At 33.2% G+C, this 21,920-nt stretch carries 13 protein-coding genes; 5 read left to right on the top strand and 8 right to left on the bottom strand.

Annotated elements, in window-relative coordinates; all coding sequences use genetic code 11:
• Positions 1-203: 203 nt before the first annotated feature.
• Together MY04_RS13640 and gldB are read left to right on the top strand one after the other, a co-directional pair.
• Positions 204-1,667, top strand: coding sequence for a sodium:proton antiporter (locus tag MY04_RS13640; protein WP_442899788.1), 1,464 nt, complete (start codon positions 204-206; stop codon positions 1,665-1,667).
• 276 nt (positions 1,668-1,943) lie between these two features.
• On the top strand, positions 1,944-2,966 hold the full coding sequence (gldB, locus tag MY04_RS13635) for a gliding motility lipoprotein GldB (protein WP_084005880.1): 1,023 nt from the start codon (positions 1,944-1,946) through the stop codon (positions 2,964-2,966).
• Positions 2,967-3,348: 382 nt separating this feature from the next.
• Here the strand turns inward: gldB and hpf are convergent, their stop codons facing one another.
• The 6 genes from hpf to MY04_RS13605 all read right to left on the bottom strand — a co-directional run bounded on the left by hpf (position 3,349) and on the right by MY04_RS13605 (position 8,041).
• Positions 3,349-3,663 carry a ribosome hibernation-promoting factor, HPF/YfiA family gene (gene hpf / locus MY04_RS13630; protein ID WP_066210380.1) on the bottom strand — a complete coding sequence of 105 codons (315 nt, stop codon included), beginning with the start codon at positions 3,661-3,663 and terminating at the stop codon, positions 3,349-3,351.
• A 191-nt stretch (positions 3,664-3,854) separates the two neighbouring features.
• Complete coding sequence (locus tag MY04_RS13625; protein ID WP_066210379.1) at positions 3,855-4,748, bottom strand: tyrosine-type recombinase/integrase; 894 nt, start codon at positions 4,746-4,748, stop codon at positions 3,855-3,857.
• 240 nt (positions 4,749-4,988) lie between these two features.
• Positions 4,989-5,183 carry a 30S ribosomal protein S21 gene (rpsU, locus tag MY04_RS13620; protein ID WP_066210377.1) on the bottom strand — a complete coding sequence of 65 codons (195 nt, stop codon included), beginning with the start codon at positions 5,181-5,183 and terminating at the stop codon, positions 4,989-4,991.
• Between the two features lie 123 nt (positions 5,184-5,306).
• Positions 5,307-6,395, bottom strand: coding sequence for a potassium channel family protein (locus MY04_RS13615; RefSeq protein ID WP_066210375.1), 1,089 nt, complete (start codon positions 6,393-6,395; stop codon positions 5,307-5,309).
• Positions 6,396-6,399: 4 nt separating this feature from the next.
• The gene (locus MY04_RS13610; RefSeq protein WP_158297700.1) at positions 6,400-7,068 is read right to left on the bottom strand and encodes a rhomboid family intramembrane serine protease; all 669 of its coding nucleotides are present in this window, start codon (positions 7,066-7,068) and stop codon (positions 6,400-6,402) included.
• Positions 7,055-8,041 (bottom strand): PhoH family protein, encoded by a 987-nt coding sequence (locus tag MY04_RS13605; protein WP_066210371.1) that lies wholly within the window; start codon positions 8,039-8,041, stop codon positions 7,055-7,057. The genes MY04_RS13610 and MY04_RS13605 overlap by 14 nt, the downstream gene beginning before the upstream one ends.
• 170 nt (positions 8,042-8,211) lie before the next feature.
• Between MY04_RS13605 and dacB the strand changes: the two genes are divergently transcribed.
• Together dacB and MY04_RS13595 are read left to right on the top strand one after the other, a co-directional pair.
• Positions 8,212-9,657 carry a D-alanyl-D-alanine carboxypeptidase/D-alanyl-D-alanine endopeptidase gene (dacB, locus tag MY04_RS13600; RefSeq protein ID WP_066210368.1) on the top strand — a complete coding sequence of 482 codons (1,446 nt, stop codon included), beginning with the start codon at positions 8,212-8,214 and terminating at the stop codon, positions 9,655-9,657.
• A gap of 191 nt (positions 9,658-9,848) precedes the next feature.
• Positions 9,849-13,013, top strand: a complete 3,165-nt coding sequence (locus MY04_RS13595; RefSeq protein ID WP_183363982.1) for a tetratricopeptide repeat protein — start codon at positions 9,849-9,851, stop codon at positions 13,011-13,013.
• Positions 13,014-13,060: 47 nt separating this feature from the next.
• Here MY04_RS13595 and MY04_RS13590 read toward each other — a convergent pair whose 3' ends face one another.
• Positions 13,061-15,133: a hypothetical protein gene (locus MY04_RS13590; RefSeq protein ID WP_066210364.1), complete on the bottom strand. Its 2,073-nt coding sequence runs from the start codon at positions 15,131-15,133 to the stop codon at positions 13,061-13,063.
• A 165-nt stretch (positions 15,134-15,298) separates the two neighbouring features.
• Between MY04_RS13590 and MY04_RS13585 the strand changes: the two genes are divergently transcribed.
• Positions 15,299-16,450 (top strand): hypothetical protein, encoded by a 1,152-nt coding sequence (locus MY04_RS13585; protein ID WP_169055535.1) that lies wholly within the window; start codon positions 15,299-15,301, stop codon positions 16,448-16,450.
• Here MY04_RS13585 and MY04_RS13580 read toward each other — a convergent pair.
• Positions 16,439-21,739, bottom strand: coding sequence for a C25 family cysteine peptidase (locus MY04_RS13580; RefSeq protein ID WP_066210359.1), 5,301 nt, complete (start codon positions 21,737-21,739; stop codon positions 16,439-16,441). The two genes, MY04_RS13585 and MY04_RS13580, sit on opposite strands and share 12 nt — an antisense overlap.
• Between the last annotated feature and the right edge of the window lie 181 nt (positions 21,740-21,920).

Below are 21,920 nucleotides of genomic sequence, written 5' to 3'. Positions count from 1 at the left end.
TTTATATGGGTTTTCGGATACATCAATTAAATGTCAGTACTATAAGTGTGTGTATGATTTTCAATGAGGGCGGAAAATTAACGAACAATTAAATTAGTACAAACTAACATTCAAATAGGTCTCTTGGACTAATTACACCAAGAGAATAGGTAGTTAAGAATTAAGTTAAGATTATGAAAAAGAAAATATTACTTCTTTTTGTTATGCTCGGTTTAGGGTTGACAGTAGGAGTGTCACCTGTGTTTGCATCTGGAGGTGGACATCCGGAAGCTGCTCCATGGTCGGTAATCCCTTTTGCGGCTTTATTGATTATGATCGCAACAGGTCCTTTATTTTACGAAAAGTTTTGGCATCACAATTATCCAAAAGTTGCCGTTGGACTAGCTGCTATTGTAGTTGGTTATTACATTTTTGGATTGCACAATACACATGGTCCTATTCATGCTTTCTTTGAATATTTCCAATTTATTGCACTTTTATCTGGTTTATATATCGCCTCAGGCGGTATTATGATTAATGTAGATAGAAAAGGAACACCACTAGCTAATACAATATTACTGGTATTCGGTGCTGTTATTTCTAACATTATCGGTACAACAGGTGCATCTATGTTATTGATTCGTCCGTTTATGCGTCTGAATCAAGAAAGAATCCAACCTTATCATGTAGTATTCTTTATCTTTATTGTAAGTAACGTAGGTGGTGCTTTAACTCCAATTGGTGATCCTCCATTGTTTTTAGGTTTCCTTAAAGGAGTGCCGTTTGAGTGGACTTTGATTCACTCAGTACCAATGTGGGCATTTACAATTGCAATGTTGGCGGTAGTTTTCTTCTTCTTCGATAGACGTTTTGTCAACAAAAAGAACTTGCTTTTTGATGAAGAAACAGAGAAAACATACTCAAATAAAATCACGATTACTGGTTCTAAGAACTTTGCTTGGTTAGCAGTTTTAGTAGCAGCAGTATTCTTCGATCCATCAAAAATCTCTTGGTTACCAGGTATTCTTCAAACACACGAAGGAATGTCAATTGGTTTCTTAAGTGATTTACAACACCATGAAGGAGCAACATTATTCTCATTCATCAGAGAAATTATTATGCTTTCAGTAGCATATTTATCCTATAAATTTGCTGATCAAAAAGCGATTAAAGGTAACGAATTCAACTTCGAACCAATTAGAGAAGTAGCATTTATCTTTATCGGTATTTTCGGTACAATGATGCCAGCCTTAGAATTAGTCGGTGGATTTGCAGCATCTGATGCAGGAGCACCTCTAATTACACACAATACACTGTATTGGGCAACAGGTTCATTATCTGGAATTCTTGATAACGCACCAACATACTTGAACTTCTTAACCGCTGCAATGGCTTCTAAAGGAGCAGACATTAACAGTGCACAGCAAGTATTAGACTTTACGAATGGTATCGTCAATGGAGCACCGAATCATGAAGCACAATTAGAGTTATTAGCGATTTCTGTTGCAGCAGTATTCTTCGGAGCGATGACTTATATTGGTAACGGTCCAAACTTTATGGTGAAATCAATTGCAGAGCAATCAGGCGTTGAGATGCCATCATTCTTTGGATACATTTTAAGATACTCTTTACCAATCTTATTTAGTATCTTAATTGTAGTTTGGTTAGTATTCTTTGCTTTTGTGTAAGCGAGTTTAAAATATTCAAAAAAAACCTCTTGTATTCCATGCAAGAGGTTTTTTTGTATAACTTTTGATTATAGATTTTTAAAGGGTTTATTTTAGAAACAAGTTCTTCTAAGCCCATGATTGAAATCATGGGTTAATAAAGGTTGAATATATATCGACTGAAGTCGAGATAAATTTGAGTTTTAACCTAATTTTGACAATACTTTAGTGTTGTCAAAATCAATTTATCACCAACCCATGATTTCAATCGTGGGTGTTAGCACTTTGAGAATAAAAATGTACAAATATACTTACCTACTTATTTTACTTTTTACATTATCATTCTATAGTTGTAGCACTGATAATGAAGAAACGATTCCAGATGTTTCATCTATTGAAGTGAATGTCGAAGTACGTCACCTTGAAGACGAACTTTTCGCTTTAGAAACTAGAGATCAGATTGTGAAATATCTAGTGGAAAATCCAGAAATTGAGCAAAAGTATTTCCTTCAAGCAAGATTGTATCCTACAAGAGAAGTATTAGTAGAAGCATTATACGACTTCTTATCCAAGCCAGAAAACGATACGTTAAGAATGGATGCTAAAAACGTTTATGGCGATTTTGAAAAGGAAAGAAAGCAATTAGAAGATGCTTTTAAGTATATAAAGTATTACTATCCAGAATTTAAGGTTCCTAAGGTATATACAAGTGTATCAGGATTTGGAAATTGGGGTTTTGGTGGAGATGTTCTTGATTTCGGAGACATGATTGTGTTAGGTATTGATTACTTCACGGGACCAACAGCTACTTTTACAGTTCCAGAAACGCCAGGATACATTTTAAAGCGTTATACACCAGAGTATATTGTCCCTTTTACTGTACAGATATTATCAAATCGTTTTAATCAGGTAAATGATAGAGATAGAACGGTTTTGGCTCAGATGGTTGCCTGGGGTAAAGCTTACGAGTTCGTGGATAGAGCAATGCCATACCTACCTGATACCATAAAGGCAGGGTATAGTAAAAGAGAGCTTTACGAAGTTCAATACAATGAAGGATATATATGGAGTCATTTCGTAGAAAACGAGTTGTTGTACAAGTCAGAACGAATGACAGTAAAAAGATATGTAGATGATCGACCTACGACATCAGAGATTTCTGGCGATAGTCCCGGTAGATTAGGTCGATGGTTAGGTTGGCAAATTGTAGAAAGTTATTTAAGGAATAACAAGGAGCAAGATTTCGTCTCTTTGATGAAGGAAAAAGATGCTCGGAAAATTCTGCAAAAGTCTAAGTATAAGCCAAATAATCGTAAATAAATTTAATACTTTCTGTAGAAAGCTAAACAAATATTAGACTATATTAAATCCTCTTAAAGGATAGTGAGAACTCCAGTATTTATGGTTAATATTGGTCATCAAAATTGATCTTCAAACAAGGTTATAGCCTGAGTTCGTAGAACTTAGGCAGATAAGAATTTATTCAGTACTCAGGATATTATAATGTATAATAACCGATACTGTAAAGGTATTATTTATATCCTCGTTTACTGAGCCTCCCATCTTGATATTCGAGATGTGGAGGTTTTTGTTTTCCAAACTTTCAAAGGTTTGCAAAAAGAAAGAGGTTGCTTCAATTTTTTTGAAACAACCTCTTCGGCATCTTTTTACAACTTTAAGGATTTATGCGTTTTTATCAGGACTAAGCGCCTGATTTGTCTAATATTTTCTCTTTATATTTCTTTACTTGACGTCTTAAAGACTCTGTTGCTTCATCAGTAGCAGCTTCGAAAGATACGCCATGTTTTTTAGCAACAAGTGTATCACCTGGAATGCGAAGCTTAATTTCCACAACTTTATTGTCTCGACTATTGTCACTATTTTTTTGTACTCTTAGGAATACTTCCCCGTCTACGAATCGATCGTAAAAAGTCTCCAATTTGTCTACTTTTTGTTGAATAAAATCGATTAACTTTTGGTCTGCTGTGAAATGTATTGATTGGATGTCGAGTTTCATATTCTTACAGTTTAAAATGTGTTGTGAAAAATTTTATTTATAAACCAAAAGATGCCTTCATTACCTTAAAAACGCAATTTATTGATAATAAATACCTTGTCCTTAAAGTGAATTATCGTCCGTTTATTAATATTTAATATAACGGTTTTCATTCACATTAGTTGTATTTTTTCAAGATATTTTGATCAGATTTAAGACTTTTTTTGTCCTCCTCTTGGATGTGCCTGAGCGTGAATGTTTTTCATTCTTTTTAGAGTAGAATGAGTGTAAATCTGAGTAGCAGATAAATTCGAATGCCCAAGGAGTTCTTTTATATCATTTAGTTGAGCACCATTCTCCAGCATACTTGTCGCGAAAGAATGTCGAAGTACATGAGGACTTTTTTTACTTGTTGTCGTGTGTAGACTCAAATACTTTTTTACTAATTGATATAGTTGAGGGTAGTTCAAGGCGGTACCCTTGTTATTGACGAATAATGCAGTTGTATCAAATGAATTTCTTTCTTTTAAATAGTTTTTGAGCTGTTCAATTAAAACTTGATGTAGTGGTACTATCCTTTCTTTATTTCGTTTCCCCATCACTTTGAGCGAGTGGCTGCTGAAATGGATATCATTCACTTCTATACTTAATAACTCAGAAGCTCTTAAACCAGTTCCATAAAGGAATTCTAAAATTAATTTATCTCTAATTCCCTCGAAAGATGTATCAAAAGTATCCTTATTGAAGAGGGACTCCATCTCGCTTGCTTTTACGAATTGTGGCAAACGTTTGGGAGTTTTGATAGAATGTACACTTTTGGCAGGGTCTACATCAATGATATTGATTTTACGCAAGTATTTGAAAAAGCTTTTTAAAGATGCGATTTTTCGGTTAACGCTTTTAGCGCTAAGTTTCTGATCCATTAAAGAAGCAATCCATAGCCTAATTTCTGATTTATTAGCACGATCTATTTGAAAGTCCTCTTGTTCCTTGGTTAAGTAATCTTCAAATTGGGTTAAATCGATAGTGTAAGCTGTTAAAGTATGCTCACTCACTTTCTTTTCATACTGTAAATACGCTAAGAAAGATTGTAGTGATTTGTTCATTTGACGATAAACTAAACGTTATTATTGTTAAGAGGGAAATCCTACCTAGAAAGGCATCATTCCCAAAATCAAAAAGTAGGAGATAGTAAAATGGTCTAAATCAAAATTTTAAATTAACCCAGCGGTGGTTCATTCTATCTCTTCTTCAAAATAATATATTTCTTGTTGATTTGAAAATCAAACAAACAAAAAAAGCCTATCATATAAAGATATGATAGGCTTTTAATAGAACAGTACTAATTAAGCACCTGCTTCAGTTCTCATTTTGATCTTGTAAGCAGTCTTAATGTTTTTCTTTCTGTTTGCAACAGATTCTTTCTCGTAGTACGCACGTCCACGTAATTCGCGAAGTACTTTTGTTCTTTCAAATTTCTTTTTGAAACGCTTAAGAGCACGGTCGATAGACTCGTTGTCTTTTACTTTAATTTCGATCATTATATTCTCCTTTTAATAAGGTATTTTCAAATTCTATTCCTATTTCGGATCGCAAATATAATCAAGAATTATATAAAACGAAAATGATTTCCAAAAATAATTAAATTGATTTCTAAATGATTCTTATTGACTATCAATAGTTAAGGCTTGAATTTTCGCTTCGATCTCTTCCCATGGGAAGTCCAAATAGGTTGCTAAAGATAATAAATCCCCTTTTTTGAGTACTTCAGAAGCTTCTGGACACGAATTACTTTGACCATCTCTGATGATAGCTAAAAGGTTACAACTGTGTTTTGTACCTTCTAAAACTTGAAATAAAGATAGTTGTAACTCTTTCCAAGAAATGCCAGCAATCTTGTCGACAGTTACCGTCATAGGGTTGGCACCTTGCGTATTATAGAGTAAATCTTCGATGACTAAAGCACTATATGGATCTTGACATTCTTGTACTATGGCCAATACCGATAAATCAGAGCTGATATAAGTGGCTTTGTTCTTTTCGAACATCCAAAGATTCGCCATGTCAACAAGAATATATAATAGTCTCGTTTTAGAAGTATCTACAAAACGTTCAAGTAAATCTAAAGTGACTTTCGTGCTTCCATCAGAATTAGATTTTGAAGCATCCACAGGGAATACAATTACTGTTTTGTTATTTTGAACTTCGGCTTTTTGATACGTTTCTTTTTGAAGAGGACACCCTTTAATAAAATGTATATTAGGTAAGTGTGCTATTTCTTCAGGTAACTCATTGATATTGTCATCAACAAAACAAATCCCCACCGACTTTTCAACTACTCTTAGTTCATCGATAAAATGTTTTGCTACATTATTCCCCGGAAAGTTAAAAATGATATATCCGTCTTTATGTGGATTTTTCATAAAGCCTAATTTTTTTTGAGTCTTGTAAAATTCTTTGTAATCGAAAGCGGCGCTAAATAACGCACCAACAAAAGCAATACTTACTGTACTTAATAGCATTGTAATTATTCTTCCTGCGAGTGTTTCAGCAGGTGCATTACCATAGCCTACAGTAGTGGCAGTTTGCCATGTTTGCCATATTGCCTCGTTCCAAGTTACGGATTCGATGTATTTAAAAAGTATGGCAAACAATAGATTAATCCCTATGGTATAGAAGAACACTTTTTTAAGCCAAATGAGTGGTTCAGCTTCTTTGTGTACCCTAAACCTTTTGATTAGATTAAGGATCATATTTTTATTGTTTAGTTTTCTTTTTATCTATTTCAGTATAATGATACTTTATGTTCTCGTTTTCCAAAGGCTGATAGCCTTCTTTGTATAAATCGTGTTGTAAGTCTGTATGCACTTTTTGGGAGAAAGTGGTTTCTACGTGTCTGTAAAAAAAGGCTAGAAAAAAACCAACAATACTGCCTGATAAATGTGACTCCCATGAAATTCCTTTTTCGTTAGGTACCAATCCTGTTAACATGCCGTGATATAATACAGCGACACATAATGAGACAATTAATGATCTTGGATTTTTTTGGAATAACCCTATAAAAAACAAAAACGAAGCTATGCCATAAATAATACCACTTGCCCCAACATGAAAAGAAGGTCGTGCGAATAGCCATACCATAAAACCGCTATAAATAGTAAGTTGTATTAATATTTTGTCGGCCACCTTTGGGATAAAATAATAAAGTGCAAAACTTAATATCCCAAAAGAAATGGTATTACTGAATATGTGGTTAAAACCACCATGTATGAAAGGATGAAGAAATATACCAATAAACCCTAACCTTTCTCTTGGGTATATACCAAGATGGAAAAGTTGTATGTTTAAAGATAACTCCAAGGCATAGAGAAACCATGCTATGGAGATGAGAAGTAACGGTATGCGTACTTCTTTATTTCTGAGCATCTTTTTTGATTTCTTCTTTTTGTTCTTTCTTTTTATCATCAAAACGTTTGTACGCAGAGATGATATTCTTAACTAATCGGTGTCTTACCACATCTTTCTGACTTAAGTGAAGTACTTTAATGCCTTGTACATTCTCCAGAATTCTTGATGCTGTAACCAAACCCGATTTTTGTCTTGGAGGCAAATCAATTTGAGAAATATCACCAGTGATAATCATCTTAGAATCTAAGCCAAGACGAGTCAGTAACATTTTCATTTGCATTTCTGTGGTGTTTTGAGCCTCATCCAACAATACAAAAGCATTACTTAAGGTTCTACCCCTCATATAAGCAAGAGGTGCAATTTCGATGACCCTGTTTTCCATGTAGAATTTAAGTTTTTCTGATGGAATCATATCATCAAGAGCATCATAAATAGGTCGTAAATAAGGATCAACTTTATCTTTTAGATCACCTGGAAGGAAACCTAAACTTTCCCCTGCTTCTACTGCTGGACGGGAAATAATAATCCTTTTTACTTGTTTATTTTTTAACGCTTTCACAGCTAATGCAGTAGCCACATAAGTTTTACCGGTACCTGCAGGTCCCAAAGCAAAAACTAAGTCATTTTTCTTTACTGCGTCAACTAATTTTTGTTGATTACTTGTTTTAGGACGAATGGCAATTCCTTTTGCACCGTACAACAGAATTTCATCTTTAACATCTGCATCCTGTAAGTCGGCATTCATCTCTACATAATCAAGGATATTATCAACGGTTACCTTTCCAAATTTTCTATAATGAATAAGAAGTTCGTTGATGGCCTTATGTACCTTAATAATCTCGGCACTTGTTCCTTGAATTCTAATTTCACTACCTCTCGCAATTATTTTACTGTTTGGAAATGCAGTTGATAACTCTTTGATGTTGCTATTATCTACCCCTAAAAAATCTACTAAGGCAACATCTTCTAATGGAATTACTTTTTCTATCAAGCGTTTTGTGTTTTAAATTTAATCTTGTTTCTAATTTATTATTATTTCGGGTATGTTTGGAACATTAATGGTTACTTTTTATGTAGGCAAACATACGGCTAACAATATATGAAATTGTAGGCTCAAATTTACCGAGATTTTGTATTATAAACGAATTTATCTTTAGATCTATGATGAATAATTATATTAATAGGAATATAGATTCTACTAAACTGATATTCTTTGGCCTCTTTTTCTGTTTTGTTCAAAGTTTTGCTCAAAATAAACATCAATTAGTTGATAAAGAATTGAAACTATTGCTTTCCAAAGAATGGATGCAAGGTGCCTCGGTATCGTTTAAAGTAACTTCAATAAAAAATAAGAATTTCGATTATGACTATCAATCCAATATTTCTTTAACACCAGCATCCATTACTAAGTTATTTTCCACAGCGAATGCACTTGATAAATTGGGGAGTAATTATAGGTACGAAACTAAAATTTCTTATTCAGGGAGTTATCAAAATGGTGTATTAGATGGTAATTTAATTATTCATGGTAGTGGAGATCCGACCTTAAGATTGGCTCAATTGGATAGTGCTATTGCTGCAAGTTTACCCGATCTGAAAAAGATTACAGGAAAAATTGTGGCAGATGCTACCCTATATGGTAAACAAACCACTCCTTATAAATGGGTTTGGGAAGATTTAGGAAACTATTATGGAGCAGGTGTCAATAGCTTAAATATTGATGATAATATCTATAATATTTATTTGAATACGGGTAATACTGGAGAAAAAGCTGAAATCGTTTCGATAACACCTAAAACGCCTTATTTAACCGTAGAAGCTGATGTTTTATCGGGAGAACAAGGAACGGGTGACAATTCGTTTATTTTCTCTTCTCCTTATTCAAATAGTCATATTATTAGAGGAACTTTACCTCCTAATCGTAAAAACTTTAAGGTAAAAGGCGGTGTGACGGATCCTGATTATCATGCAATTTATATGTTGAAAACCACTTTAGTAGAAAGGGGCGTATCTATTGGTGAAGGGTGTATTGAAGTGATTTATCATAAAAGTAAACTTACTGATTTACATGAGTTGACATCGGTGAAATCCATACCAATTTCTAAAATTATTGATAAAACAAATAAAAAAAGTATCAATCTATATGCGGAAGCGCTAGCAAAGACCGTTACTATAAAAGAAAAGAATTCTATTCTACCTGATAGTGTAACAAAAAGCGTTATAGATTTTGTGAGCTCTCTGGGTGGTAGTTCTAAAGGAATATTTCTTGAAGATGGTAGTGGTTTGTCACCTTTTGGTGCATTTTCTGCTAGTCATATGGTCGATTTTTTAATTGGAATTAAAGAAAAAGACTACTTTGAAGACTTTGAAAAATCTCTTGCTAAAACAGGTCAATCAGGTACCTTAAAGTATTTTTGTCGCTATAATGGGGCAAAAGGAAAGATTTTAGGAAAGAGTGGATCTATGAGAAGAGTGAGAAGTTATGCAGGTTATATTAAAACAAATAATGACGTTTTAGTATTTACGATAATCATAAATAATTTTTCATGTAATCATAAAACCCTACGTAAGGCTTTAGAACCTCTTATGGAAGAATTAAGTAAATAGAATTTTTTTGATGATCAAATCATGTTTCGTCATGATTTTTGCACATAAAATCATACTAATAATTGGAATGATTATATAATCATGTTTAAATTGTAAGTGTGAGGTGGAATGAGTCTGATTTTCAGATTGATATACCATTTTTTAATCAATGGCCTCAACTTTTGTCCCGAATTCACGGTAAGCCTATGTTTTTGAAGAAATTAATTACTACAACATTTGTCCTCATCAGTCTTCTTGCGTTTACTAATCAAACCCATGCACAAAACACAAATGAACTGAAGACAAAGATAAAATCACTACCTGATGGAAAATTGAAGGTAGATAAACTTATTGAGCTTTCTAGAATAGAGCTGGAGCAGAGTAATTTCGATGCGATGAAAATCACAACGGATCGAGCTTACAACATCTCTCAAAAAATTGGATACCGTTTGGGAGAAGCAAATGCTTTACTTTTAAAATCTACCATGTATAAACTTAAAAGAGACTTTAATACCGCCATTGAGTACGGTATTAACTCGATTAAGATTTTTGAGGTGGTGAATGATGACGTTTCTTTATATGATGCCTATTCTGATATCTGTTTCTTATACCAAGACTGGGGTATTTACGAAAATGCAATTGAATACATGGTCAAAGCATTGGGAGTGGCCGAAAGAATGAATGATAAAAAACGTCAGCAAGAGATATGGAGTTTATTGGGTAATGCCTATCAGCGATTAGCAAATTATGACCGTGCATTATTTTATTTCAGAAAAGGGGCAGATTATCTGAAAGAAAGAGAGGCATATTACCACGATCCAAACGATTTGCAGGCCTATAACACAGCTTTAGCTCAGATTGCCAGTATCGAAATGGCAAGAAAAAACTACGAGACTGTAAAAAATATCAACGAAGAAATTCTTGCTAACAAAGAAAAACTAGGTGATGAAGAGGGTAAATTTGTACCTCTGAATGATATCGGTGTATGTTACGTACGTTTACATAAGCCAGAAAAAGCCTTACAATATTTTAAGAAGGCCTTAGAAATTAACAGAAAACTAGGTAAGCCAGAAGAAAAAAGTGCTACTCTATTGATGAACATTGGTACACAGGCCAATCAGTCAAGAAGATATGGTGAAGCACTTAAGGCCTACAACGATGTATTAAAAATTAGATTAGCAGGAGGAAAACCTAAAGAAATTGCAGTAGTTTATTCTTATATCGCTTCTGTACACACAGGTAGAGGCAACCTTCAAGAGGCCATTAAGTACTACGAAAAAAGTGGTAAAATGGCACAGCAAGCAGGAGATATTTCGGGTGTGGAAAAAAGTTTGAAACACATTTCAGATATCTACCGTTCGATGAATGACTACAAGAGAGCCTATAATACATTATCAAGAAGACTTTCTTTAAAAGATAGTTTGATTCGAATAGAGAGTATTAAGCTTAAGAAAATCACTGAAAACCGTTTAGCAGCTCAGAAAAAGGAAAAAGAAATTGACCTTCTTATCATGAACCAAAAGGTGAATGAAGCGACCATGAAAAGTTTGGAAGAACAGAATGCTCGTAAGGCCAAAGATCTTGAGATCATGCAGCGTGAGCAATACATTAAGGAACAAGAACTTATTCAGAAAGAACTTGAGCAAAAGAGGCAACAACAGGAACTTCAGTTAACCATGACAGCCTTAGAAGCTGAGCAGATTGCCAAAGAAAACTCTCAACTTCAAAGAATTAAGAAGGTAAACGAATTAAAGATTAAGGAAAACGAAACGGATGCGAAACGTAAGCAAAGAGAATTAGAACTCCTTGAACGAGATAAGCAAATCCGTGATAACAAAATTAAGCAGCAGGAAGAAAACAAGAGAATCTACCTTGGCATGTTTGGTTTGTTATTCATCGTGATGGTCTTGATTATCATTGGTTACTTCCAAAACCGTAGAAAGAACTTGAAATTAGCCTCTAAAAACGAGGAGATTTTAGGTCAGAATGTGGAGATTGAAAAACAAAGAGACGAATTATCTGCGGCCAACTCACAAATTGAAAAAGCTTACGATAACATTCAGGTACTATCGGACTTCGGTCAGAAAATTACCGCGATTCTTGATTTGGAATCAATTAACTGGACAGCTTATGCATACATCAATACCTTAATGGATGCAGCGGTGTTTGGTATTGGTATTTACCGTGAGAATTATGATAAAATCGAGTATATCAATTTCTTGGAAAATGGTTTAACTCTTCCTCTATTTAGTACTGATTTATCAGCAAAAAATAGTTTAACTACTCTTTGTTATAAAACGAGTGAGGAAATTGTGATCAACGATTATGAATATGAGATTGATAATTACTTGAGACAAGAACCGGAATTCAGAACTTCTCAACGTCCAAACTCGTTGGTGTACTTGCCACTAATCACGGAGAAAAACTTAGGTGTTTTAACGGTACAGAGTTATAACAAGCATGCATATACAAGAAACGAGTTGAACATCTTGAGAACACTTGCTTCTTACTGTGCAATTGCCTTAACCAACGCCAACGCTTATCAAGAGATTGATAACAAGAACAAGAGTATTACCGACTCCATTCGATATGCACAAACGATCCAGAGAGCCATTCTTCCTTCCAATGCGAAGATTCAGACAGGTCTATTGGAAAACTTTGTATTCTTTAAGCCTAAAGATATTGTATCGGGAGATTTCTTCTGGTTTACTAAGATCGATGAGAAACTGAATAAGTTATCGTTCAGTAAAACGGATATAGAAGAAAGAATATTTATTGCAGCTTTAGACTGTACTGGACACGGTGTACCGGGTGGTTTCATGTCGATGATTGGTAACACATTATTGAACGAGATCATTAACCAGAAAGGTATTTACGATCCTGCCAAAATTCTTGATATGCTAAACGAAGGTGTAATCGACGCCCTTCACCAAGAAAACAAGAGTAATGACGATGGTATGGACGTTTGTTTAGTGATGATTGAGAAGAGTATCTCAGGCGAAACTAAATTGATCTTCTCTGGAGCGAAACGATCGTTGTTCATCAAAGAGCCAGGAGGAACTGAATTAATCGAAGTAAAAGGTGATAACAAATCGATTGGTGGTGTACATAGAAGAAAATCATCAAAAGTAAGTTTCACGAATAAAGAAGTAGAAGCAAAAGCAGGTTCATCTATTTATCTAACTACCGACGGTCTTCAAGATCAAAACAATAAAGATGGTAAGAAATTCGGTAAAGTAAAATTGACAGATTTACTTTTAGAAAATGCGGATAAACCGATGCTAGAGCAAAAATCAGCTTTAGAAAATGCATTGAATGAGCATATGGGAGATATTCCTCAAAGGGACGATATTACAGTTCTAGGAGTGAGGTTATAATACCATTAATAGATAAATGAATGAGGTAAGTTGTTAGTCGGCTTACCTCATTTTTTGTATATATTGATTTCAGAGAATATTAGCGGTTGTTCTCTATCTTTTTGTTCATAAGTGATGTGAAATAGTTTATCATAGTAGTAAGGAGATTTACTAATAGGCCTTGTCACTTTTAATACAATCTTGGAGTTATCAATTGGTGTAAAAGGAATGTTTAGCACACCCCATTTATTCGCTAAAACCGAATATCTCTCAGGACTACCATTATAGCCTATCATTTTATCTTTTTGATATATTTTTAATCGATTATAATTTAAACTGTCTTGATGGTAGTTATAACTCCAGATACTCATTTCGTAATTTTGTCCAAGAACTAGAGAATCGATTTCTATAGTCATTAAATCTTGATTTGCTTTTGTCGCGATTATCAATTGTTCGTTATTTTCGATGAAAAGAGAATCTACTTTTTTAAGAGTGAGAATACTATTCTCTCTAAGTTGATTTAAAGAAGATTTTGGAGGTAAAAAGTCACTTATTGGAACAGTGTACATTAAATCGGTCTTAACTGATGAAATATTTTTCCAATGAGGTGCAAATAAAGAATCCACAGTGATGACGAGTACATTCTTTTTCCAATTGATTTTTGAAAACAATTGCTCACTATATTCTATGGAAGGTAAAAGTAATTGGTCGGTATAATGAGCCTCTTCAAACGATAAACGGGAGTAATAGGTATTTAAGCTTGGAATACCAAAATGATAAGAAAGAGAGTATAATAATTCTCTTGCAAATCGGTTTTTTGGATCTTTATCACTTATACTGTTACTATTGAAAACAGCGTATAAGACTTCAATATTTTCTGTATCAAGTTCATATTTATTTTCTGAAAATATATTTTCCTTCATCAAGCTTTCTTTCATAATATCTTTATGATAAAAATAACATTCAGAAATGCCTAAGATTAAAATTGAATATATAATCCATTTATTGAGATTTTGATGTAGGAAAATAAGCATCCCTAATAGAATAAGAATATAGAAAATCCAGCCAAAACGTAACAAATCTCTAATTTGTTCTAGTGGTGGTAATATTTTAAATAAGAAATCAAATCTAATAAATAAAGTAAGTCCATATCCGAAAAAGAGAAGACTGCTAATTGTTAAAATATAAACAGAAACATCAATCTCTTTTTTGATATAAAGATTTCTAATAAATAGGATTAGACTTATTGCTAAAAAAATCCAGAAATAAAACCTTAACTGAAGACTATCAAATAGATAAAGGTTTTTGAAAAGTAGTTTATCAAAAATATTTTTTGATGATATGGCAAAATCATATAGAATCGTAAAGTGTTTCGTTCTCCATAAATGATCATCTGATAAACGAACAGAGAAATAATAAATAATTGTAGGAATTAAAAATGAAGTAAAACCAATAGCAATTGTCTTTTTTGAATAGTTGGAGAGAATAAATAAACCTAGAAAAATACATAATGTTGTTGCTGCCCAAAGTGTTCCAGTATATCCATGAGCAAAATATCCTATTAAATTGAATAGGGAAATGTATATCAAATATTTCCAGTGGGCCGTAGAAGTATATTTAAAAATAAAATAAATAAGTAGGGGAGAAATGATAATGTAGAATAAGCCAAAATGTAGAAGTATTCTACTGTTTACGGGGTTGCCTAAAGTAATAAGTAATGCCCCTAATACACTAATTATGGGATCACAATTGAAGTGCTTAAACAATTTGATACAACCAAAATAACAGATTGGGAAACATATCAGCATGCTATAGTGTAAGATGCCAACAGAATAGGTGTTTAGGTCTATTCCTATAGATTTTAATAGATAAATACTGTAAGATAATATGGGCACAGAATCACTAAATAAGATTACTTCTCCAAAAGGATAGTTCATGGCATTAGCATTGCCAAATTTTGCGACCCAAGCATATAAATAATAATTTTTTATACCATCAACTCCAATGTCACATAGTAAGAAGTTATTCGGGTGAAAAATAATCTGATGAAAATTTAGGAAAAGAAATAGTATCAGGAAGATAAACCCTCCTAATTGTATTTTTAGGTCAGTACCGAAACTGTTTTTGTTTAGTAAATTCATTAAAAAATGTTGGATTCCCTAGTTACTATTTGGAGATGAAAAAGTGTTGTTATTTACAAAATTAGTAGATTGCCTTAATAATAAGAATTGAATGATTATATTTTTGTATCCATAGAGCAATCTAGGTGATAAAGGACAAACATTTTTTTAATGATAGAAAACTTTTTGAAAAAAAATATAGGAGCCATAACGGCAATTCTATTTTTTACACCTCTATTTATTATAGCATTACAAACAGGTGTGTCATTAACAAATGACTCCTGTACATATTTAGCTTCTGCAATAAGTTGGGAGTCAAAAGGTGTTTTTTTAGATGTCTTTGGTAATGAAAATACAATTTGGCCACCTCTATATTCTGTTATTTTATCATGGGTAGGTTTAAATGAACTAAATATTATTCTTTTACACTATTTCTCTATTTTAGGAAGTATCATATTGTGGATAAGAATATTTAGATCTACTTACTCTGAAATTAAATTTACTATTGTATTAAGTATTTTACTTTCGACATCAACAGGTTTTTTATTGTGCGAGAAATTTGTGTGGTCAGAATGTGTGTTTGTATTTCTTACGAGCCTTTTACTTATTAATTACTTAAAGTTTTTGAGTACATCAAAAAATAATTATTTGATAATAGCAACTATATCAGCTGCTCTTTTGCCATTGCAAAGAATAGCAGGTTTATACATTATTATTTTAATATTATCAGGTAGCGTTCTTTTTTATATTGATGTGGTGATTAAAAATTATAAAAAACTTTTAGTGCATTGTTTGATTGGGTTGCTACCATTTGTTTTGTGGTTCTCTCAATCTCTAGGAGGAATGTCAGAAAGAGAGGAAGCTACATTTGATATATCCTTTTTAGGAACTGTTCTTTACGATTACTTTTTGGTGACAAGCAGGTACCTTCTTCCTGTTTTTCATGATTCTTTTTTATTGGCTGGAGTAATTCTATTATTTGTTATTTTCTATTTTGGATTGATTAAAGGAGAACAAAAGATCAAGCTTTTTTCTTTTGTTTTCATAGGATATGTGATATTATATATAGTGACAATATTCTTAAAAAAAGCAGGTGATGGACACCAAGAAATGGAACGTTTTCTAACACCTTTGTATCCTGTTTTTTGTTTTATTATGTGCTATTTATTCCGAAGAATAGATCTACAAATAAAGAATAAAAGGAAAATATTTTTTATATCTATTTTAAGTTTATGGATGCTTTATCCTTGTTCAAGAGCTATAAAAAACAGCAAATTATATCATCAACTCCCTCAAAAAACAGGAGTGAATATTCCTTGTGATTTTTTACTTCAGTAAATATAATTTACCAATTTGATGTTTGAACAAGTTATCACCATTTCTCTCTAAATGTTTAAAGTCTCCATTGTCCTTTTGTGGAATGATCACTCTATACAGATACACTCCATTGGCTAATTGATCTCCAAATTCATCTCTCCCATCCCAGGCATAATCCGAAATATTAGTACCTATTCTTATAGGCCCTAATTCGTCTTTGAAGATTTCTTTAACAACTCTACCTGTCACAGTCATGATTTGAATTTTTAAATCTTCAGGAACTGAAGTACCTGTAATTTGGAAAACAAAACGAACAGCATCAGAAAATGGATTAGGGTAAGGATAGAAGTTGGTAATTGCTGCTTCTTTTACAATTTCGAAATCAACTCTTAATTTATACCCTTGTTCATCTGTTCTATCATATCCAGATCCATTGCCTGTTGGATCAGATCCAAATACTTCAATAGTATATCTACCAGAAGATAAAGTCCCATCTGTATCTAAAAGAGTGGGGTCTACAACATCATTAATATTAAAGTCTGTCATAATATGGTTACTACTTCCTACATTATCGAAACCAATAGTGTTTAAATTGATGGTATAGGTTTGATCTTCTCCTTGCTTTTGTATAAATGCTTGGAGTAAAGTAGTTGTATCGGTGCCATTATACCTAAAGAAGTTATCATTTAGATTAATGTGGTTATTCTCGTCTTGAAGACTAATATTTACTTTAGAACTAGGACTCACAATATCTCCACTTATGATTCTTGCACCATCAAATAATATTTCGATGAGCGGGTTTAAGGAGTCCTTTAATACATTGACTCTTTCATTTGCATTGTTATTACTGTAGATAATTTCGTGAGTAGACCTATCTGGGTTAACGTGAGTTGATATTTCTGTTTCTCCACTAAATCGTTTACTTGGATTGTCTCTATTCCAAGTATCAATTTCTAAACTTATTGGTTGAGAAGAGTTTCCTGGTAATTGTTGGATTCCGATAGTATCTCTGAAAGTAGAAAATTGATTATTTAGAGGGGAAAATTCAATTTCTACCATAATACTATCCTTGAATGGGCTAGTACTTACATTATGAAACTCATAATTATAGGTGAGTATTTCTCCTTGTTGAATCTCTTTCTTTGTGAGATTATCAGTCAATAATAAAACTCCTTCAGGGCTTGGTTCATAAGCTACCCTCCAATTTCGTAGTTGTGCTGAAGTAGGGGTAGCACTTGCATCTGTCATTTCTAATTTCAATGAAATCTCCTCATAATTTTTAATGGCAGCAATTCTTGATAAATCAAAGCCATTTGATGGTGAAACTCCAGCATAATTGTAAATAGAATCTGTTGAAATAATTTGGTTATTAGCATCTCTTGTTAAACCAAATACGGTAGTTGATATAATATCATTGGCATCTGTTTCTACATTTAACCAATATCTAGAAAACAAAGATGAAGGTCCTATTGGTGGAGTCAATACTGTTGCAGTACTAATATTTCTTCTTATAGTAAAAGATTCATTTAACAATTGATTTGTTGCAGTTGCATAAAACGTCTGAGAAGTAGTACTAGCCATTTGGAATCTACTCCAACCAATAAAAGCTAAGCCGGGCTGAGTTAAACTACTTTGCATTTCTGTAAGGTCTAATCCTATTTCAGTAAATGCGGTAAGGTGTAGATCGTATGCATCTTTTTGAGGAGTACCATCAGCAGGTATATTATTCGTTTGGAAATCAAATGATCCGGCCATTATTGTTAGAACATAATCTCCAGGTTCAATTGACTCAAATTTATAAGTTGGGTCAATGAATAATGCATGAGGACCGTTTCGAGTATATGGATCTCCACAGCAAATATTACCACCTCTAAAATCTGTAGAATTAAACATTACGGCAACGGCAGGCGTACCAGAACCACATTGTAAAGTTCCCCAATTTCGTTCTTGAGCCCCTTTAAATTCACCGCTATTTTGATCAAAAACTAAGAATAATAGCTTGTCTCCTCCCTCTCCACTTCTTACACATTCTCCTTCAACTAAGTAAGTTTGTCCATTGACAGATACTTGATAAAATTCACCACTGTTATAAGTTCCTCCACCGGCTTGTACATTTACAATAACATCATCGGTAGGGTATGTCCATGTTAAATCCTTTTCGTTTCCAGTTAAAGTAACTCCAGAGATATTATTTTGTTCCATTTGGTAAATAGAGCTTTGCATCCATCCATGTCCACTACTATTACTTATTTTTGTAAAAGACATGATATCCCATATTTCATTGGAGTTGGCAGAAGGTCTAATTCTAACATAAACCACGGCTGAATCGGCTAATGAAGCAACAGGCAAATTCCATTTAAATAATTGTCTATCCTCTACAATTTCTTCAGCAAATACCATTGTAAAACCACTATCTAAAGATGCTTGGAATCTTACTCCTCTTTGTTGCTTATCCAAGCTATAGTCGTAAGCATAAAGATTTACATTATTTTCATGCGATACAGATAACTTTTGAGGATAGATAAAGTTGACTTTATTAGCATAAAACTGAGCACTAAGCGTCGCTGTGTTATTTATTTCAGAGATTTCGTTTTGAGTAATTAAAACTGATCCATCAGCTCCTATAGAATCACCAACTGTAACAATGATTTCATTATTACCAAAGCCAAGTATTTTATCTTCTGCTGAGTTGGTTACGGTAATGAGTACTTCTGTATTGTTTTTAGGTGCTTGAATTGCTTCGCTTACAAAAACATTATTTGATAATTGACCGTTGGCATATCTCCTGTTGACTTGAATATAAATGTTTTCTTTGTCAGAAGTCCTACCAAAATTATTTACCTTAATTCTGAGTTTATAAAAATCATCACTTTCATTAAGTGTATTACTTTCTGGAATGATAGAGATTTCTTCTGATGAAACTGCAAAATCTACTTGAGCAGGAGCAATCTTAACATAAGGATCGCCTTGCATATCGAATTGCTCTATATGTGAAAGCCTTAATCTATTTGAATATTCCTCTAATAAAGCTTTTTGCACTTTATTTATATGAACTCCAATATGATCTCCGATCGATTTTTGAAAGCTATTAATATAGAACTGATCACCATAATCTTCTAATTCATTGGCACTACCAATGCCAGACTTGGCCATAAAGCCTATTCCGCCTTTATTAGGTGTTTCTATCCAATCTTCCCCCCAAGATTTACTGTGAGTAAGGTAGTTTCCTCCTCCACAGCCACTCATTACAATAAATGGATATTTACCTTGATTTTCATATCCTTTTGTTGGATCACTTGCTTCTCCAATATCAATATCTGCAGATTCTGAAGAAGAGTGTCCAAAGAAAGTCATTAAACCAATTCCTTCATTAACAATGTCTGAAACATCAATAAACTCGATAGAACCATCTGTTTCTCTACTTATTGTTTCTACTGTACCTCCTTCTAGAGTGTCGACAAAAATAGAAGCATATCGATTGACAATTTCTTTAAAATCTATTTGCTGACTTTGAGTAGCACCACCACTTAAATGCAATGCTTTTTTTCGCCAAAGAACATCAAAATTTAAACTTTCGTGTTCAATAACCTTGTTGAGGTAATCAAGAAGTTGTTGATTATTGATAGCCGACATCCTGCCGATTGGTATTTGTGGATAGGTTTGAACAACATCATTTTCATCTTCTAAATTCATGGTATAGGCCACATCAGAACCTGGGAAACCATAAGCAGGAATATAATGTACTGCTCTTTCTCCACTAATGTTTGATGTTTCATAAGGATCATAATTTAAATCTAACCCCTTTCCTAAAAGAAGGATGAACTCTAAGTTGTTTTGATGCAGCAGTTTGATACAATTTCTTATAGCCAAAGGACTTTGTTCTCCCCAAGAAAACGTATTGTATAATTTATCAATATCTACCAATGAAACGGAGTTACTACCACCTTCAGGAGATCTTCTATAGTTAGCGTAAGTAGAGGCAGCAGAGTTTAAATCACTATGAGTGATCATGAGGTAATTAGAACTCAAATTGTTGTTTGTAAACTCAAATTCAGCCTCACTTATATTAGTAGGTACACTTGTTCCAGCAGAAAAAATAATTTCTTTTTTTGCTCCACTATTGGCTTGAAGTGTCGCTTCTGTTTTACCGCTTGAAGTAGTTGTTCGAAGAAGGATTGGAGTATAATTATCAGTGATGTCATAAAAACGTCCGTTGGTATTTTCATCAACTGATAATTTATAATCTTGAGTAGTGAATAAATGGAATACCCTATCTTCTGTGCTATTTATTTGATCATGTTTTTGAGGATAGGTTAAATTAATATACGCCATCCCCAACTGATTTCTATCCGTATTATTTGATCCTTCTCTAGAATCTTGTAGTTCTATTCTAGTGAAGTTACTCGATCCAAACTCACTGTCTGTTAAAGTGTAAGAAAGTACTCCTGTTGCCTCATAACGATTTACACCAATATTATTTTGTTTAGTAGTGATATTGCCATCTCCATTATCTGTGGTAATATTGATATTGGCACTTCGAGTAGCATAATTAATAATACGCATCTCAATAGTAGCATCATTAAACGAGTCAGCTAAATCAACTGTCGGTAACTGAAAAGACATGATACCAGTGACATTATTGTTATTATAAGTGGTCCAAGAACGTGGAGAGTCAAAATTGGAATTGAATTTATTTCGATTATCACTAAAAGAAAAATTATCAGCCGAATGACCCCTACAATAGGAAGTTCTTAGTGATCCGAAAGGTACTTGTACCGGACTTCCGTTTACAGGTACTCCTCTATAAGTTTCAGTATAATAATGATTGGTAGGTATCGTAGCTCCTGCGTTAGTATATGTAGAAGTTGCAATTCTTTTGGGAGGAGTCGTTTCTGATGGAACATCACCAGCAGATATAAAATAAACAGCTGTTCTAGAATAAATAGGTTCGTAGGGGTTGATATGGTCATTGGGATCTAAAAAGAAATCAGCGTCTGACCCACCATCATTTCTATCACCATAAAATTCAACGTAATTTAATTGATTACCCGATTTAACTACATGAATAGCTATCTCTACACCTCTTCTATATATTCTAATATCATCTGGGTTTACAGAACTAACAGGATAGCCAGCAGCTTGTAAAATATCACTACTTACCCTGTAAATTCCACGCTCTCTTACTTCCATTTTATAAAAAACAGTAGAACGAGTTTTTTCTCTCCAACTATCTAATTCAGGAGTTTGTGAATAGATATTTTGACTGAAAAAAAATAATGTAATTAGTATGAAGACAATAGCTTGTCGCATATTTAGAACAGTATATTGGATGAATATGAGTTATAAGAAAATTAAAGGGTGCTTTAATTTTTGCCAAAAACTGAAGTTTTGAAGCAATAATTTATCTAAAATTAATATTTCTTGGGAACTCTTTTAAAAAGCCTTTTTTTAAAATTAATAGAATTCATCAGAATACACTAATTTCGGGATA

Origin of the sequence: Flammeovirga sp. MY04 (assembly GCF_001682195.2) — a bacterium.
Taxonomy (GTDB): Bacteria; Bacteroidota; Bacteroidia; order Cytophagales; family Flammeovirgaceae; genus Flammeovirga; species Flammeovirga yaeyamensis.
The sequence above is the reverse complement of the archived record's forward strand: the minus strand, read 5'-3'. Positions and strand labels throughout refer to the sequence as shown.